The organism is Streptomyces sp. NPDC059080 (genome assembly GCF_042739975.1).
Classification (GTDB): domain Bacteria; phylum Actinomycetota; class Actinomycetes; order Streptomycetales; family Streptomycetaceae; genus Streptomyces; species Streptomyces benahoarensis.
Genome location: NZ_JBHYGX010000023.1, coordinates 1 through 16,436 on the forward strand (window position 1 = coordinate 1; position 16,436 = coordinate 16,436).

The window sequence follows — 16,436 nt, forward strand, 5'->3', positions numbered from 1 at the left end:
CCGTCACGGGGCGCGCGGTGGCGCCCGCACCCCCCGGGCGCGGGACGGTGTCCGCCGGGGGCACGGCGGGCGGGCTCTTCGGGCGCGGCGGAGGCAGGAGGGCGCCGCCCGGCCCGCGGACGGGGATCGCGGGGTCCGGCGCGGGGGTTGCCGAGGCCGATGTCCGTACGGGGGCGGGGGGCGGCGTCGGGGGCGGGGTGGCGGCCTGTTCCGGGGCGGGGGCCGGTTCCTGGGAGGGCTCGAAGGCCGAGGCGGAGGTCGCCACGGGGGCGGACGTCGGGGTGGAGCCCGGCCCCGGGACGCCGTCCACGGCCCCTGCGGCTTCGGTGGGGACTCGGCGCAGCACGGTTGTCGCCGCGTCCTCGCCGGGGGGCGTGGGGACGGTGGACGGCGCGGTCGGTTGCGGTGGCGGGGGGACTCGGGGCGCGGGTACGTCGGCCGAGCCGCCGGACGAGGGTGCCCGGCCGGGCGACGGAACAGGGGCGGGCGACGCGGAGGGGGCCTTCGCCGGGGTGGACGGAGTGGACGGGGCGGCGGGGCCCGAGTCCCGGCCGGACGGCGTGGCCGGGCCCGAAGTGGGCGGCGTACCCGGGCCGGAGCCCGCAGCAGGCACCCCGAAGGGCGCAGACGCGCCCGGAACAGGCGGCGCGCCCGAGCCGGAGGAAGCAGGCGACACGGCCGGGCCCGGGCCGGACCCCGGAGCCGGACCGGCCTCAGACGCCCCCGGCCCCGGCGTCGGCACCGCAGGGCGCCCGGAGGCAGGGAACGCCGGCGCCACGGCCCCCCCGGGCCCGGGGGGCGTCGGCGGACCGCCGTCGCCCCCCTCCCCGCCCGCGGGCCGTCCCGCCATGGACTCCCGTACCACGGGTACCTCCGGAAGGGATCGCGAGGACGCGGACGGCGCGGGGCCGTCCAGTTCGGCGGCGGGTCGGGACGGTCCGGGCGCCGGGACGGAGACGGCGTGTCCGGCGGGGGGCTTCTCCGGCAGTGGCTGGGGCGGAACGGCGGATGCGGGACCGTCCAGCGCGGCGGCGGGCGGCGGAACGGGCGTGGGGCGGGCCGCGGCTGCGCCCGGCGAGGTGCCCGCAGGTGCCCGGGACGCTCCCGCCGGTCCGCCCTTCGCCGCATCCCCACCGGGACGGCGCGAGCCGGACGCACGGCCCTGCCCCTCCGGAAGCGCCTCTCCCCCACGGCGACGCGGGCCCGACGAACGGCCCTTCAGCAGCCGCCCCTTCGCCCCCCAGCCCTTTCCGCCGCGTCCCTTCGGCTTCGACGGCCGGCCCTTCGCGGACGGCTCGCCTCCCGTGGCCGCCACCGGGTCCGTCAGCGGACGGGGCGGCACCCACGGCGCGTCGTCCAGGGGAGGGAGCGGCTCCGACGGCGCATCATCCGGGGTGCGGGACGTCCCGGCGCGCCGCTGCGTACCGCGCGGCGGCTGCGGGTCGTCGAGACGGATCACGGGCAGGCTCGCCGTGTCGCGTTCCAGGTTGGCCGGGGGGTAGGACGGGGGCGGGGGTATCGGGGGGAGGTTCGGCTTTCCGGCACAGTCCGCCTCGGTGCTCACCCGCGCCCCCCTTGCGCCGCACACCCGTCCCCGTACCGCAATCGGGGCAAGGTGGTTCTTATCCCTGTAAAACACCGCTGACCTGCTGGTTACAGCGTCCGGACACTCTACGGTCTCCGGTGGTCCGGCCCGAACCCCCGTGGCCGGTGCGGCGGGTTCCCTGCCCCTACCCAGCGGTAGCGGGGTCTGGCAGGCTGCCGCCATGTCCCAGGACCCCGCCGTCGCGTACGGCGACAAAGCGCGTTACGACCGTGCGACCGCCGGACTGGACGCGCCGCTGGCCGTCGTCGACCTGGCCGCCTTCGACGCGAACGCCGACGATCTGGTGCGCCGTGCGCAGGGCAAGCCGGTCCGTGTCGCGAGCAAGTCGGTGCGCTGCCGGGCGCTGCTGGAGCGGGTGCTGGCCCGGGAGGGCTTCGCGGGGATCATGAGTTTCACGCTCGACGAGTCGCTGTGGCTGGCGCGTTCGGGCTTCGGCGATGTGCTGCTGGCGTACCCGACGGCGGACCGTGCCGCGCTCACCGAGCTGACGAGGGACGCGCGGGCGGCCGCCGCGGTGACGGTGATGGCCGACGACCCGGCGCATCTGGACCTGATCGACGCCTGCCGCCCCGCCGGCCACGGGGCGGAGATACGCGTCTGCCTGGAGCTGGACACCTCGTACCGCGTCGGCGGCGGCGCGCTGCGGGTCGGTGCCCGCCGGTCGCCGCTGCGCCGCCCGTCCCAACTGGCCGCGCTGGCCGGGGAGGTGGTGCGCCGCCCCGGCTTCCGGCTGGTCGGGCTGATGGCGTACGAGGGGCATGTGGCGGGTGTGGGCGACGAGGTCGCGGGACGGCCGGTGTTCTCGCGGACGGTGCGGATGATGCAGGCCGCGGCGCGCAAGGAGCTGGCGGGGCGGCGCTGGGAGGCCGTACGGGCGGTGCGGGCGGTGGCGCCGCGGCTGGAGTTCGTCAACGGCGGTGGCACCGGGAGTGTGCAGCACACGGCGGCGGAGGCGGCGATCACCGAGATCGCGGCCGGTTCGGGGCTGTTCGTACCGCGGCTGTTCGACAACTTCCGGGCGTTCCGGGGGCGTCCGGCGGCGCTGTTCGCGCAGCCGGTGGTGCGGCGCCCCGGGCCCGGGGTGGTGACGGTGCTGGGCGGCGGCTATCCGGCGTCGGGGGCGGCGGGCGCCGACCGGCTGCCGGAGCCGTACCTCCCGGCCGGGCTGCGCTACGACCCGCAGGAGGGGCCGGGCGAGGTGCAGACGCCGCTGCTGGGGGCGGCCGCCGACCGGCTGGCGATCGGCGACAAAGTGTGGTTCCGCCACGCCAAGGCCGGTGAGCTGTGCGAACGGTTCGACACGCTGCGGCTGGTGGACGGCGACCGGGTGGTGGCCACGGTGCCGACGTATCGGGGTGAGGGGCGGACGTTCCTGTAGGGGCGGGGAGGTTCGCGGAGACCGGGAGCCCGCCGTTCCTCTGCGGCCGGGCCCCGCCCCGCAGGGCCCCCGGCGGCCGGACCGCGCCTCAAGCCCGCGCGGCCCGGCCCGGTGGCTCAGCCGTGGATACGGTCGCTCTGGTCCGGAACGACGCTGGTGTCGGGGCGACGCAGCGGCCCGAGGACGCCGTCGGTGTTGATGTACCCCTGGGTGGCGCAGGGGTAGCTGCCGGACTTGCGGGGCAGCGGGTCGATGAACATCGGGTTGATCACCCAGCGGCCGTCGGCGTTGTCGTAGCCGCGGCACATGACCTCGGTCTTGTTGCGGTTGATGACCAGGTGGGCGCCGGTGGCGTCGTCGACGAAGGTCGCGTCGGTGTCCGCGTCGCCGCCGCCGAGGGCGATGCGGTGCGCGGGGTCCTGCTTGCGCCACGCCTCGGCGCCCTTGAGGTGGAAGATCTCCTGGTTGATCCAGCAGCGCTTGCCGTCGATGTAGGGGATGGCGTCGCCCTGGGAGTCGGGCATGTCGCCGCAGCCCTGCGTCCGGTACGTCAGCTTGTCCTCGTCGTCGAGGATGCTGCGGATGGCGAGGGTGTGGGCGCGGTCGAAGCCGACGGAGCGGGACCACACCTCGGTGACCGGCTTGGAGCCCGCCGAGACGATGTAGACGTCGAACCCGGCCCGGCGCAGCGTACGCACCAGGTCCTTCTGCTGGTCGTAGTAGCGCACATACGCGGGGAGCGTGTGGGTGCCGACCTTCACGGTGGCGCCGACGGGCGCGGCGAGGGCGGCCTTGCGGCCGGCGGCGGCGTACGAGCGGACCTCGTCCTCGGTGTGGCCGGCGAACAGCTGCGGCACCCAGGCGTATTCGGGGACGGTGCGGCGGTGGTTCCAGGTGCCGGAGAAAGCTTCCTGCCCGCTCATCGTCTTCGCCTCGGCGCGGATCTGGAGGATCTCGTCGGCGCAGTCGGCGTCGGTGGAGGTGGGCAGCGGGGCGCCGACGGGGACGGACGTGCCGCAGGCGGCGGTCAGCGCGCGGTCGGCGGCGGGCGTCATCCACGTGCTGGTGTCGCGCCAGTGGGCGGGGCGCAGGATCTTGTCGTGCAGCAGGGACCAGTCGAGCGTCGCGTCGGTGACGTCGTTCTTGGTCATGGTGTTGTCCCAGTCGAACGCGGCGACGGGGGCGCGGCCGTGGCCGTGGGCGAGGCCCGGGTTCTCGCAGGTGCCGCGCTCGTCGATGGTGCGCTGGAGCTTGGCGCGGTTGTTGCCGTACCAGGGCAGGTCGCGGGAGAGCTGCGGGCAGCGGGTGGCGTGCGACGACTCGCCGCGGGCGGGGGACGCGGCGGTCGCCGGGACGCTTCCGGCGAGGAGGGCGGCGGTGGCCAGGCCCAGGGCCAGGGCAGGTCTGCGCATGGGGGACTCCGGTGTCCGGTGCGGATGGGAAACGTGCCGGGACCGGCACCTGGTGGCGCCGGCCCCGGCCGTGACGTGCGACCTTACCCAGCCTTCACATCGGGGTGACATAGGCCCCGGCGATGCCGCCGTCGACCAGGAATTCGGCGGCGTTGACGAAGGAGGAATCGTCGCTGGCGAGGAAGGCGACCGCGGCGGCGATCTCCTCCGGTTCGGCGAAGCGGCCGACGGGGACGTGGACGAGGCGGCGTGCGGCGCGCTCGGGGTCCTTGGCGAACAGCTCCTTCAGCAGTGGGGTGTTGACCGGGCCGGGGCACAGGGCGTTGACGCGGATGCCCTCGCGGGCGAACTGCACGCCCAGCTCCCGGGACATCGCGAGGACGCCGCCCTTGGAGGCGGTGTAGCTGATCTGCGAGGTGGCGGCGCCGAGGACGGCGACGAAGGAGGCGGTGTTGACGATGGAGCCGCCGCGCCCGGTCCGCTCGAACTGGCGCCGCATGTAGGGCAGGACGTGCTTGCAGCAGAGGTAGACGGAGGTGAGGTTGACCTCCTGGACGCGCTTCCAGGCGTCGAGCCCCGTGGTGAGGATGGAGTCGTCCTCGGGCGGGGAGATCCCGGCGTTGTGGAAGGCGATGTCGACGGAGCCGTAGGTGTCGAAGGCGGTGCGGTACAACGCCTCGACCTGGCCTGCGTCGGTGACGTCGACCTGGACGAAGAGACCGCCGGTCTCCTCGGCGGCGGCCTTTCCGGCCACCTCGTCGATGTCGGCGCAGACGACGTGGGCGCCTTCGGAGGCCAGTCGGCGGACGGTGGCCAGGCCGATGCCGCTGCCCGCCCCGGTGACGACGGCGGTGCGGTCCACCAGGCGGCGGCAGACGGGGGTCTGGTCGGTCACGAGCTCTCCTCGGTGCTGATGAAGACGTTCTTGGTCTCGGTGAAGGCGGTGAGCGCCTCGGGGCCCAGTTCGCGGCCGATGCCGGACTGTTTGAAGCCGCCGAACGGGGTCTGGTAGCGCACGCTGGCATGGGAGTTGACGGAGAGGTTCCCGGCGGCGACGGCGCGCGAGACGCGCAGGGCGCGGCCGATGTCGCGGGTCCACAGGGAGCCGGACAGGCCGTAGTCGGTGGCGTTGGCGAGGCGGATGGCGTCGGCCTCGTCGTCGAAGGGGAGGACGACGGCGACCGGGCCGAAGATCTCCTCGACGGCGGCGCGGTCGTCGGGACGCCCCGTGAGGACGGTGGCCGGGTACCAGAAGCCCTTGCCCTCGGGGGCCTCGCCGCGGATGGCGACGGGGGCGCCCTCGGGGACGTAGGACCGTACGCGGTCGCGCTGGGCGGCGGAGATCAGCGGGCCCATGCGGGTGGCGGGGTCGCCGGGGTCGCCGGCGGTGAACGCCTTGACGGCGGGCTCCAGCAGCTCCAGGAAGCGGTCGTGGACGGAGCGTTGGACGAGGATGCGGCTGCGGGCGCAGCAGTCCTGGCCGGTGTTGTCGAGGAAGGAGCCGGGGGCGGCCGCGGCGGCGGCCTCGATATCGGCGTCGGCGAAGACGATGTTGGGGCTCTTGCCGCCGAGTTCGAGGGTGAGGCGTGTGGTCTGCGCGGCGCAGCGGGCGGCGATGTGGCGGCCGGTGGCGGTGGAACCGGTGAAGACGACCTTGGCGACGCCGGGGTGGTCGACGAGGGCGGCGCCGGTGACCTTGCCCTCGCCGGGCAGGACCTGGAAGAGCCCTTCGGGCAGCCCGGCGTCGAGGGCGAGGCGGGCGAGGCGGAGGGCGGTGAGCGGGGTGGCCTCGGCGGGTTTGAGGAGGACGGCGTTCCCGGCGGCGAGGGCGGGGGCGGCGCCCCACGCGGCGATCGGCATCGGGAAGTTCCAGGGGGCGATGACGGCGACGACGCCGAGCGGTTCCCGGAAGGTGACGTCGAGGCCCCCGGCGACCGGAATCTGACTGCCGGTCAGACGCTCGGCTCCCCCGGCGGCGTAGTGCAGCAGATCGCGGACGTTGCCCGCCTCCCAGGTGGCGTTGGCCAACGGGTGGCCGGCCTCCAGGAGTTCGAGGCGGGCGAGGGAGTCGAGGTGGGCGTCGACGGTGTCGGCGAAGCGGCGCAGCAGACGGGCACGGTCGGCGGGGGCGAGGGCGGCCCATTTCTCCTGGGCGGCCGCGGCCCGCCGGACCGCCGCGTCGACCTCCTCGGGTGAGGTGACGGGGACGGTCGCCACCGTCTCCTCGGTCGCCGGGTTGATGATGTCCAGCTCGTGCGGCACGGGCAGTCCTTACATGCGCTCGAAGGAGCGGAAGCGCTCCCAGTCCGTGACGGCCGCGTCGTAGGCGTCCTGTTCGACGCGGGCCATGTGGCGGTAGTGGTCGACGACGTCGTCGCCGAAGGCTTCGCGGGCGAGGGCGCTGCGGTCCCAGAGTTCGGCGGCCTCGCGGAGGGTGGCGGGGACGTGGGCGGCGTCGCCGTCGTAGGCGTTGCCGGTGCAGGCGTCGGGGAGTTCCCGCTCACGGTCGATGCCGTGGAGTCCGGCGGCGATCATTCCGGCGACGGCGAGGTACGGGTTGACGTCGCCGCCGGGCAGCCGGTTCTCCAGGCGGAGGGCGGCGCCGTGGCCGACGACGCGCAGCGCGCAGGTGCGGTTGTCGGGGCCCCAGGCGACGGCGGTGGGGGCGAAGGAGCCGGGGCGGTAGCGCTTGTAGGAGTTGATGTTGGGGGCGTACAGGAGGGTGAAGTCGCGCAGGGCGGCGAGCTGTCCGGCGAGGAAGTGGCGCATCAGCGCGGACATGCCGTGCGGGCCTTCGGGGTCGGCGAGGGCGGGGCGGCCGTCGTCGTCGCGGAGCGAGAGGTGGATGTGGCAGGAGTTGCCCTCGCGCTCGTCGTACTTGGCCATGAAGGTGAGCGCCATGCCCTCCTGGGCGGCGATCTCCTTGGCGCCGGTCTTGTAGACGGCGTGCTGGTCGCAGGTGGTGAGGGCATCGTCGTAGACGAAGACGATCTCGTGCTGGCCGAGATTGCACTCGCCCTTGGCGGACTCGACGGTCATTCCGGCGGCGCCCATCTCGTTGCGGATGCGGCGCAGGACGGGCTCGACGCGGCCGGTGCCGAGGACGGAGTAGTCGCCGTTGTACTGGTTGGCGGGGGTCATCTCGCGGTAACCGCGTGACCAGGCGTCCTCGTAGGTGTCCTTGAAGAGCTGGAACTCCAGCTCGGTACCGGCGAAGGCATGCAGGCCGCGCGCGGCGAGGCGGTCGAGCTGGCGGCGGAGTATCTGCCGGGGCGAGGCGGTGACGGGCGCGCCGTCGTGCCAGGCGAGGTCGGCGGTGATCAGGGCGGTGCCCGGGTTCCAGGGGGTGCGGCGCAGGGTGGCCGGGTCGCCGTGCATGGCGAAGTCGCCGTAGCCGCGCTCCCAGGAGGACATGGCGTAGCCGTCGACGGTGTTGAGGTCCACGTCGACGGCGAGGAGGTAGTTGCAGCCCTCGGTGCCGTGGTCGAGGACGGCGTCGAGGAAGTGGCGGGCGGCGAACCGCTTGCCCTGGAGCCGTCCCTGCATATCGGTGAAGGCGAGGACGACGGTGTCGATCTCCCCGGCGGCGACGAGCCTTCTCAGCTCCTCGACGGAGAGCGGGGGCGTGCGGTGGGCCACGGTGTTGCCTCCTGTCGCTGCGGTCCGGAGAGCCGCCAGGGCCTCCGGCCGGAATAAGGTATGCATACGAACCATTGGTTGGGAAGGGGTCGGGATGGACGGTGCGGCGGATGGGCTGGCACCCGTGCTGCGGCCGGTGCGGGCGGGCAACGGCTTCGAGGAGGCGCTGGAGCAGATACTCCAGATCGTCCGGCTGGGCCTGGTGGCACAGGGCGAACGGCTGCCCGCGGAGCGGGAGTTGGCCGACCGGCTGCGGATCAGCCGGGTGACGCTGCGCGAGGTGCTGAAGGTCCTCCAGGACGAGGGCCTGGTGGAGAGCCGGCGCGGGCGGTACGGCGGCACGTTCGTCCGGGCGCGCGACGTACATCCGGGCGAGGCGGAGCTGCGCCGCCGGACCGGCCGGATCGATGTGGAGGACACGCTGCGCTTCCGCGAGGTGCTGGAGACCGGCGCCGCGGGGCTGTGCGCGGCGCACGGCCTGTCGGACGCCGACGCGGCACGGCTGCGCGGCTGTCTGGCCGCCACCCGGGACGCGCCGCTGGCCGACTACCGCCGCTGCGACACCCTGCTCCACCTCACGCTCGCGGAGCTGTCCGGCTCCCCCTCGCTCGCGGCGCAGTACGCGGCGGTGCGCGCCCGGGTGAACGATCTGCTGGACTGCATCCCGCTGCTGGTCCGCAACCTGGAGCACTCCCAGAACCAGCACAACGCGCTGGTGGAGGCGGTGCTGGAGGGCGATGCGGACGGCGCCCGCGAGGTGGCGCGCGAGCACTGCGGCGGCACGGCGGCGTTGCTGCGGGGGTTTCTGACGCGGCCCGCGGGGTGAGGCGGGCGCGGAACGCCGTACGAAGCGGCGGGCGCACGGCACGAGGCGGCGGGCGCGGCCCGTGGCGCCGCGCGCCGGGCGCGCCCCCTCGTCCGATCCGGTAACCGCCCTTTTACCGCAAGGGTCTTGCGCCCGGCCGCCGGCCGGACAAAGGTATGCCGCTGAACCTTTATTCGGGCCGTCCGCCCCGGGCGCCCCGGACCACCGGCGAGGCAGGAGCGGCTGATGGCCGACCGTACGGAACCGCAGAGCGCACCGCCCCGGACCGGCCCCGGGGGCCCCTCCGCCGAGGACGCCTATCTGGAGCGGCGGTCGCTGCGGCGCGGCAGCGCGGGCCCGCTGCTGCTGACCGGTCTCGGCGTCGCCTATGTCGTCTCCGGCGACTTCTCCGGCTGGAACAACGGCCTGGCCCACGGCGGTTTCGGCGGGCTGGCGATCGCCGCCGTCCTCATGGGCCTGATGTACACCTGCCTGGTCTTCGCCCTCGCGGAGCTGGCGTCGGTGCTGCCCACCGCGGGCGGCGGCTACGGCTTCGCGCGGCGCGCGCTGGGCACCTGGGGCGGCTTCCTGACCGGCACCGCCATCCTCATCGAGTACGTTCTCGCACCCGCCGCCATCTCGATCTTCATCGGGGACTACGTCGAATCGCTCGGCCTGTTCGGCCTGCACTCCGGCTGGCCCGTCCACCTCGCCTGTTTCGTCGTCTTCATCGGCATCCATCTGTGGGGCGTGGGCGAGGCCCTGCGCTTCAGCCTGGTCGTCACCGCCGTCGCGGTGGCCGCGCTGCTGGTCTTCGCCGTCGCCGCGTTCAGCGGCTTCCAGATGGACGCGCTCGACGACATCCCGGTGCGCGCGGACGCGTTCGGCGCCTCGTCCTGGCTGCCGTTCGGGCTGCTCGGCATCTGGGCGGCGTTCCCGTTCGGGATGTGGTTCTTCCTCGGCGTGGAGGGCGTGCCGCTGGCGGCGGAGGAGACCCGGGATCCGGCGCGGGTGCTGCCGCGGGCGATGGCCGCGGCGATGGGCGTGCTGCTGCTGCTCGCGCTGATCACCTTCACCGCCGCGACCGGCGCGCGCGGCAGCGCGGCGATCCAGTCGGTCGGCGACCCGCTGGTGCAGGCGCTCCAGCCGCACGGCGAGCCGACGGTGGTCAGCCGGATCGTCAACTACGCGGGGCTTGCCGGTCTGGTGGCCTCGTTCTTCTCGCTGATCTTCGCCGGTTCCCGGCAGCTCTTCGCCCTCTCCCGCGCCGGATATCTGCCGCGCTTCCTCTCCCTGACGAGCCGTCGCAAGGCTCCCTACCTCGGCCTGCTGGTGCCCGGCGCCCTCGGCTTCGCCCTCGCGGCGGCCACCGGCGACGGCGCCCGGATGCTGAACGTCGCGGTCTTCGGCGCCACCATCTCGTACGCCCTGATGGCGCTCTCCCATCTGGTGCTGCGGCGCCGCGAGCCGGGGCTGCACCGGCCGTACCGCACGCCCGGCGGGACGCTCACCTCGTCGGTCGCCTTCGTACTGGCCTGCGCGGCGCTGGTGGCGACGTTCCTGGTGGACAAGGACGCGGCGCTGATCGCGCTGGGCGTGTACGCGGTGGCGCTGGCGTACTTCGCGTGCTACTCCCGGCACCGGCTGGTGGCCGCGGCGCCCGAGGAGGAGTTCGCGGCCCTGGCCGCCGCCGAGGCCGAACTGGACCGCGGCTGAGCCCAGGTCCAGCCGCACACCCGACCCGATCCCGTACGGAGGACCCGATGCACCGCCCGCTCATCGGCATCAGCACCTATCTGGAGGACGAGACGCGGTGGGGCGTGTGGACGCTGCCCGCCGCCGTGCTGCCCGCCGGGTACCACCGGCACGTACAACAGGCGGGCGGGATCGCCGCGCTGCTCCCGCCGGACGCGCCGGAGACCGCCGCCGCCACCGTCGCCCGGCTGGACGGGCTGGTCATCGCGGGCGGCGCGGACGTGGCCCCGGCCCGCTACGGCGCCGCGCCGGACCCGCGGACCGGGCCGCCCGCGCCCGCCCGGGACGCCTGGGAACTCGCCCTGATCGAGGCGGCGTCGGCCGCGGACGTCCCGCTGCTCGGCATCTGCCGGGGGATGCAACTGCTGAACGTGGCGCGCGGCGGCACGCTCGTCCAGCACCTCGACGGGCACGGCGGCCCGCCCGGCGCCTTCGCCCGGCACACCGTCACCCCGGTCGACGGCACCGCCCTCGCGGCCGTCCTCCCCGAGGAGATCTCCGTCCCGACCTACCACCACCAGGCCGTCGACCGCCTCGGGCGGGGCCTGCGGGTCTCGGCGTACGCGGCGGACGGCACGGTGGAGGCACTGGAGGACCCGGGCGCGCGGGCGTTCACGCTGGCCGTGCAGTGGCATCCGGAGGCGGGCGACGACCCGCGGGTGGTGGCGGCTCTGGTGGCCGCGGCGGGCGGCGGGACGAGCTGAGGAGAACGGCCTCGTACGGCCCCGGGCGCAAACCGCCCCGTACGCGAAACGGGCCCCGCCCCGGCATGCTGCCGGAGGCGGGGCCCGCGTCGTGCGACGGGTGTGCCGTGCGCGTTACTTCACGGGAGCCATCTGGTCGACGACGCCCGGGTGGGCGTCGATCCACTTCTGGACGCCCTTGTCCTCGTTGCCCTTACCGGCGTCCTGGATGTCCTTCTCCAGGCTGTTCAGCTCGTCGGAGGTCATCTTCCAGTTCTTGAGCCAGCCGTGGAACTCGGGGAATTCCTTCGGGAAGCTCTTGTTGCCGACCGAGGTGATGTGGTTCTCGGCGCCCCAGGTGCCCTTGGGGTCCTTCAGCTTGGTCAGGTCGTACTTGCTGTACGCCCAGTGCGGCGACCACAGGACGACCGCGATGGGCTCCTTCTTCGCGTACGCCCTCTGGAGCTCGGCGAGCATCGCGCTGGTACCGGCGGAGGTGACCTGGAAGTCCTGGAGGCCGTACGCCGGGGCGACGGTGCTCTTGAGGCGCTTCATCTCACCGGTGCCCGGCTCGATCCCGATGATCTTGCCGCCGAACTCGTCCTTGTGCTTGCGCAGGTCGTCGAGGGTCTTGACGTCCTTGACGTAGGACGGCACCGAGATCTCCAGCGACGTCTTGTCGTACCAGGGACCGATGTCGACGAGATCCTTCTTGTACTTGTCCCAGTACTGCTTCTGCGCGACCGGCAGCCAGCCGTCGGTCTCCACATCGATCTGACCGGTCGACAGGCCGGTCCACATCGGGCCGACGTCGAGGTTGTGCAGCTTCGGCCGGTAGCCGCGCTTCTCCAGGACGTTCTTCCACAGGTACGTGGTGGCGATGCCCTCGTCCCACGCCGGGTAGCCGATGTCGGGCGCCTTACCGGCGTCCTTGCCCTTGGCGTACGAGGCGTGGCTGGACGGAGCGATCTTGTCGACCAGACCGGGGTTCTTCTTCAGCCAGGCGCGGACACCGTCCTGCTCGTGTCCGTTACCGGCGTTCTGGATCTCGTTCTCCAGGCTGGTGAGCTGGCCCTCGTCCAGGTGGAAGTTCTTCATCCACCCGGCGACCAGCGGCTCGTCCTTGGAGAAGCCCTTGCGGCCCAGCATGTGCAGGCTGTCACCGGAGCCGAAGGCGCCCTTGGGGTCCTTCAGCTTGGTCAGGTCGTACTTGTTGTACGCCCAGTGCGGCGACCACAGCGGGACGGCGATCGGCTTCTTCGCGCGGATCGAGCGGTCCAGCTCGGCCAGCATCGAGGAGGTCGAGGAGTCCTGGACCTTGTACTCGCCGGACAGGCCGTACTCCTTGAGGACCTTGTCCTTGAGGATCTTCATCTCGCCGGCGCCCGGCTCGATACCGGTGATCTTGCCGCCGAACGTGCCGCCCTTGCCCTTGAGGTCGTCGAGGGACTTGATGTCCTTCATGTACGACGGGACGGCGATCTCCAGCGACGTCTTGTCGTACCAGGCCCCGAGGTCCTCCAGCTTGTCCTTGTACTGCTTCCAGTACGTCTCGTGCGTCGTCGGCAGCCAGGCGTTCGACTGGACGTCGATGTCGCCGCGGGCCTGACCGGCGAAGAGCGGACCGGCGTCGAGGGCCTGGACCTTCGGCTTGAAGCCGCGCTGCTCCAGGATCTCCTTCCACAGGAAGGTGGTGGCGCGGCCCTCGTCCCAGTTGACGTAGCCGAGGGAGATCGGACGGCCGTGGCCGTCGTTACCGGCAGCGGCGCCGCCGGAGTCCTTGCCGACGTAGCTCATACCGCCCGCGACCAGCGCGAGGACGACGACGCCGACGGTCGCCAGCGAGGTGGCAGGCTTCCAGCGCAGGAACTTCATCCCGCCGAGCGCGGCCTGCGCCTTGGCGAGGGCGCGGCGGCCGAGCGGCGAGACCCGCTGGTTGAGGGCGCCGGTCATCCGGTCGAGGTAGACGGCGAGGATGACGACGGAGAGACCGGCCTCGGCGCCCAGCTTCACGTCGACGGAGCTGAGCGAGTTGTAGACCGAACCGCCCAGACCGCCGCCACCGGCCGTACCGGCGATGACGACCATGGACAGCGCCAGCATGATGACCTGGTTGATACCGGCCATGATCGTGGGCAGCGCCAGCGGCAGCTGCACCCGGAAGAGGGTGCGCCGCGGGGGGGTGCCGAACGCCTCGGCCGCCTCGACCAGTTCCTCGTCGACCTGCCGGATGCCCAGCTCCGTCATGCGGACGGCGGGCGGCATGGAGAAGACGATGGTGGAGACGATGCCGGGGACGACACCGAGGCCGAAGAAGAGGATGCCCGGGATCAGGTAGACCATCGCGGGCATCGTCTGCATCAGGTCGAGGACCGGGCGCAGCACCCCGCCCACGGCGCGGCTGCGGGCGGCCCAGATGCCGAGCGGCACGGCGACCACGATGGTGATGATGCAGGCGACCAGGACCAGCGAGAGCGACGAGATCGTCTCGTCCCACTGCTCGATGGAGTCGATCAGCGCGAAGCCGACGAAGGTGAGGAGCGCGGCGGGCAGGCCGCGCAGCCACCAGGCGATGATCGCGAAGATACCGGCGAGGATCAGCGGCTCGGGTCCGGCGAGGACCGCGTGGATGCCGGTGTAGAAGCCGTTCAGTACCTGGGTGACGAAGTCGAAGAGCCAGGCGACGTTGTTGGTGAGCCAGTCGACGGCGTCGCTGGCCCAGCTGCCTATCGGGATCCTAGGCACCGGCGCTCACCTTGCCCTCGGGGTCGTTGTCCTCGGGCGCGTCCGCGACCGCGTCCTTCTTCAGGTCCATGGCGGCGGACGTGACGAGCCTGTCCGCCGGGGCCGGGCCGGCGGCCGGGCCCGGCACCACGGCCGCGGGCTGATCGTCGCCCTCGCCGAGGGCGGCGAGCAGCCGGTCGGCGCGGACGGCGCCGACGGCCTTGCCCGCCTTGTCGGCCACGGCGACCGGCACGGTGCTGACCGAGCAGGGCGTGAACAGGTCGACGATCGGGGTGTCCGCGCCGACCACGGCGGGCGCGGCGGCGAGGAAGTCGTCGAGGGTGGCGATCTTCTTGCCGTCCGGGGCGGTGGTGCCCAGCACCTCGTCGGTACCGGTCATGATCGCACCGGCGGTCAGCACCCGGGTGCGGTCGACGTCCTGGGTGAAGGAGGCGACGTAGTCGTTGGCCGGGCGGACGAGGATGTCCTCGGCGCTGCCGATCTGCACGATGCGGCCGTCGCGCATGACGGCGATCTTGTCGCCGAGGCGCATCGCTTCATTGAGGTCATGGGTGATGAAGACGATGGTCTTCTTCAGCGTCTTCTGGAGCTCCAGCAGCTGATCCTGCATATCGCGGCGGATCAGCGGGTCCAGCGCGCTGAAGGACTCGTCCATCAGCAGCAGGTCGGCGTCGGTGGCGAGCGCGCGGGCGAGGCCGACGCGCTGCTGCATACCGCCGGACAGCTCGTCGGGCCAGGACTTCTCCCAGCCCTTGAGGCCGGTCAGCTCCAGCGCCTCGTAGGCGCGCTTCTCCCGCTCGGCGCGCGGGACGCCCTGGACCTCCAGGCCGTAGGCGGCGTTCTCCAGCACGCTGCGGTGCGGGAAGAGCGCGAAGTGCTGGAAGACCATGGAGATCTTCTCGGAACGGACCTTGCGCAGTTCCTTGGCGCTGAGCGAGGTCAGGTCCTGGCCGTCGAACCGGACGGTTCCGGCGGTCGGCTCCAGCAGCCCGTTCAGAGTCCGCAGCAGCGTGGACTTGCCGGACCCGGACAGACCCATGACGACGAAGATCTGGCCCTCGTCCACCTCGATCGACGCGTCGATCACCGCGGCGGTGGTGCCCTCGGCGCGCAGTTCGTCGCGGTCGGCTCCCTCCTGGAGCCTGCGCACCGCGTCCTTCGGTCGTCTGCCGAACACCATGTACAGGTGCTCGGCTTGAAGCCTGGACACATACACCTCTCTTGTCGCACGAGAAACGACCTGCCACCCCCGTAGACAGGTCGTGGAGAGGGACGGGATCCGCCCGTCTTCACCGGTAAAAATGTTGAAACGCTTATCGGGTCCTCTCCGGCTGCGCGCCTGCCCCCCTTTATCTGGCTCAAACCATCCGGTGACCCACGTCACATCTTGGGGACGTTTGAGGCGTGCTCCGGGGGCGTTCCCGGCGTACGGCATCATGCGGGGGTGACTCGACGCCTGATGCTCCTCGACACCGCCTCCCTCTACTTCCGCGCGTACTTCGGCGTCCCGGACTCGGTCCGGGCCCCGGACGGCACCCCGGTGAACGCGGTGCGCGGCCTGCTGGACTTCATCGCCCGGCTCGTCCAGGACCATCACCCCGATGACCTGGTGGCCTGCATGGACGCCGACTGGCGCCCCCGGTGGCGGGTCGACCTGATCCCCTCCTACAAGGCGCACCGGGTCGCGGCCGAGGCCCCGGCGGGCTCCGCCGCCCCGGACGAGGAGGAGATCCCGGACACGCTCTCCCCGCAGGTCCCGGTGATCGAGGAGGTCCTGGACGCGCTGGGCATCGCCCGGGTCGGCGCTGCGGGGTACGAGGCGGACGACGTCATCGGCACGCTGACCGCAGGCGCGAGCGGCCCGGTCGACGTCGTCACCGGCGACCGCGACCTCTACCAGCTGGTCGACGACGCGCGCGGCGTCCGCATCCTCTATCCGCTCAAGGGCGTCGGCACCCTCCAGCTCACCGACGAGGCGCTGCTGCGCGAGAAGTACGGGGTCGACGGGCGCGGGTACGCGGATCTGGCGCTGCTGCGCGGCGACCCGAGCGACGGCCTGCCCGGCGTGCCGGGCATCGGTGAGAAGACCGCAGCCAAACTGCTCGACGCCTACGGCGACCTGGACGGGATCATCGCGGCGGCCGCCGATCCGGCCTCGAAGCTCACCCCCACCCAGCGCAGGCGGCTGACCGAGGCCGGTCCGTATCTGGCGGTCGCCCCGAAGGTGGTGCGGGTGGCCACCGACGTACCGGTCCCACAGAGCGGCTTCGCGCTCCCCCGCAAGCCCGCGGACCCCGAACGGCTGGATTCGCTCGCCACGCGGTGGGGCCTGGGCGGATCGCTGCACCGCTTGCTCGACACACTCCAGGGGTGAGCTGCTAAGTTAGGCAAACCTAACCAATATCGTGTCAGG

11 protein-coding genes are annotated in these 16,436 nt (G+C 72.9%); 5 read left to right on the plus strand and 6 right to left on the minus strand.

Features of this window, described 5'->3' with window-relative positions; genetic code table 11:
* Nucleotides 1-1,766 precede the first annotated feature (1,766 nt).
* The gene (locus ACFWWQ_RS19075; RefSeq protein ID WP_384597572.1) at nucleotides 1,767-2,984 is read left to right on the plus strand and encodes an amino acid deaminase/aldolase; all 1,218 of its coding nucleotides are present in this window, start codon (nucleotides 1,767-1,769) and stop codon (nucleotides 2,982-2,984) included.
* Nucleotides 2,985-3,100: 116 nt separating this feature from the next.
* Here ACFWWQ_RS19075 and ACFWWQ_RS19080 read toward each other — a convergent pair whose 3' ends face one another.
* From ACFWWQ_RS19080 to ACFWWQ_RS19095, 4 genes are all read right to left on the minus strand, one after another.
* The gene (locus ACFWWQ_RS19080; protein WP_384597575.1) at nucleotides 3,101-4,396 is read right to left on the minus strand and encodes a haloacid dehalogenase-like hydrolase; all 1,296 of its coding nucleotides are present in this window, start codon (nucleotides 4,394-4,396) and stop codon (nucleotides 3,101-3,103) included.
* A gap of 94 nt (nucleotides 4,397-4,490) precedes the next feature.
* Nucleotides 4,491-5,291 (minus strand): 3-oxoacyl-ACP reductase, encoded by an 801-nt coding sequence (locus ACFWWQ_RS19085; protein WP_384597577.1) that lies wholly within the window; start codon nucleotides 5,289-5,291, stop codon nucleotides 4,491-4,493.
* The gene (locus tag ACFWWQ_RS19090; protein ID WP_384597579.1) at nucleotides 5,288-6,658 is read right to left on the minus strand and encodes an aldehyde dehydrogenase family protein; all 1,371 of its coding nucleotides are present in this window, start codon (nucleotides 6,656-6,658) and stop codon (nucleotides 5,288-5,290) included. The genes ACFWWQ_RS19085 and ACFWWQ_RS19090 overlap by 4 nt, the downstream gene beginning before the upstream one ends.
* Nucleotides 6,659-6,667: 9 nt before the next feature.
* Complete coding sequence (locus ACFWWQ_RS19095) at nucleotides 6,668-8,035, minus strand: glutamine synthetase family protein (protein WP_384597581.1); 1,368 nt, start codon at nucleotides 8,033-8,035, stop codon at nucleotides 6,668-6,670.
* A 94-nt stretch (nucleotides 8,036-8,129) separates the two neighbouring features.
* Between ACFWWQ_RS19095 and ACFWWQ_RS19100 the strand changes: the two genes are divergently transcribed.
* The 3 genes from ACFWWQ_RS19100 to ACFWWQ_RS19110 all read left to right on the plus strand — a co-directional run bounded on the left by ACFWWQ_RS19100 (nucleotide 8,130) and on the right by ACFWWQ_RS19110 (nucleotide 11,299).
* On the plus strand, nucleotides 8,130-8,861 hold the full coding sequence (locus ACFWWQ_RS19100) for a FadR/GntR family transcriptional regulator (protein ID WP_384597583.1): 732 nt from the start codon (nucleotides 8,130-8,132) through the stop codon (nucleotides 8,859-8,861).
* A 225-nt stretch (nucleotides 8,862-9,086) separates the two neighbouring features.
* Nucleotides 9,087-10,556, plus strand: coding sequence for an ethanolamine permease (gene eat / locus ACFWWQ_RS19105; protein WP_384597585.1), 1,470 nt, complete (start codon nucleotides 9,087-9,089; stop codon nucleotides 10,554-10,556).
* Between the two features lie 47 nt (nucleotides 10,557-10,603).
* Nucleotides 10,604-11,299, plus strand: a complete 696-nt coding sequence (locus ACFWWQ_RS19110) for a gamma-glutamyl-gamma-aminobutyrate hydrolase family protein (RefSeq protein ID WP_384597587.1) — start codon at nucleotides 10,604-10,606, stop codon at nucleotides 11,297-11,299.
* 114 nt (nucleotides 11,300-11,413) lie between these two features.
* Here the strand turns inward: ACFWWQ_RS19110 and ACFWWQ_RS19115 are convergent, their stop codons facing one another.
* Together ACFWWQ_RS19115 and ACFWWQ_RS19120 are read right to left on the minus strand one after the other, a co-directional pair.
* Nucleotides 11,414-14,023 carry an ABC transporter permease/substrate binding protein gene (locus ACFWWQ_RS19115; protein ID WP_384597589.1) on the minus strand — a complete coding sequence of 870 codons (2,610 nt, stop codon included), beginning with the start codon at nucleotides 14,021-14,023 and terminating at the stop codon, nucleotides 11,414-11,416.
* Entirely contained in the window at nucleotides 14,016-15,233 is a 1,218-nt protein-coding gene (locus tag ACFWWQ_RS19120) for a glycine betaine/L-proline ABC transporter ATP-binding protein (RefSeq protein ID WP_384597591.1), read from the minus strand. Before ACFWWQ_RS19120 ends, ACFWWQ_RS19115 begins: the two co-directional genes overlap by 8 nt.
* Before the next feature lie 249 nt (nucleotides 15,234-15,482).
* Here ACFWWQ_RS19120 and ACFWWQ_RS19125 point away from each other — a divergent pair, with 249 nt between their 5' ends.
* Nucleotides 15,483-16,397: a 5'-3' exonuclease H3TH domain-containing protein gene (locus tag ACFWWQ_RS19125; RefSeq protein ID WP_384597702.1), complete on the plus strand. Its 915-nt coding sequence runs from the start codon at nucleotides 15,483-15,485 to the stop codon at nucleotides 16,395-16,397.
* Nucleotides 16,398-16,436: the final 39 nt, after the last annotated feature.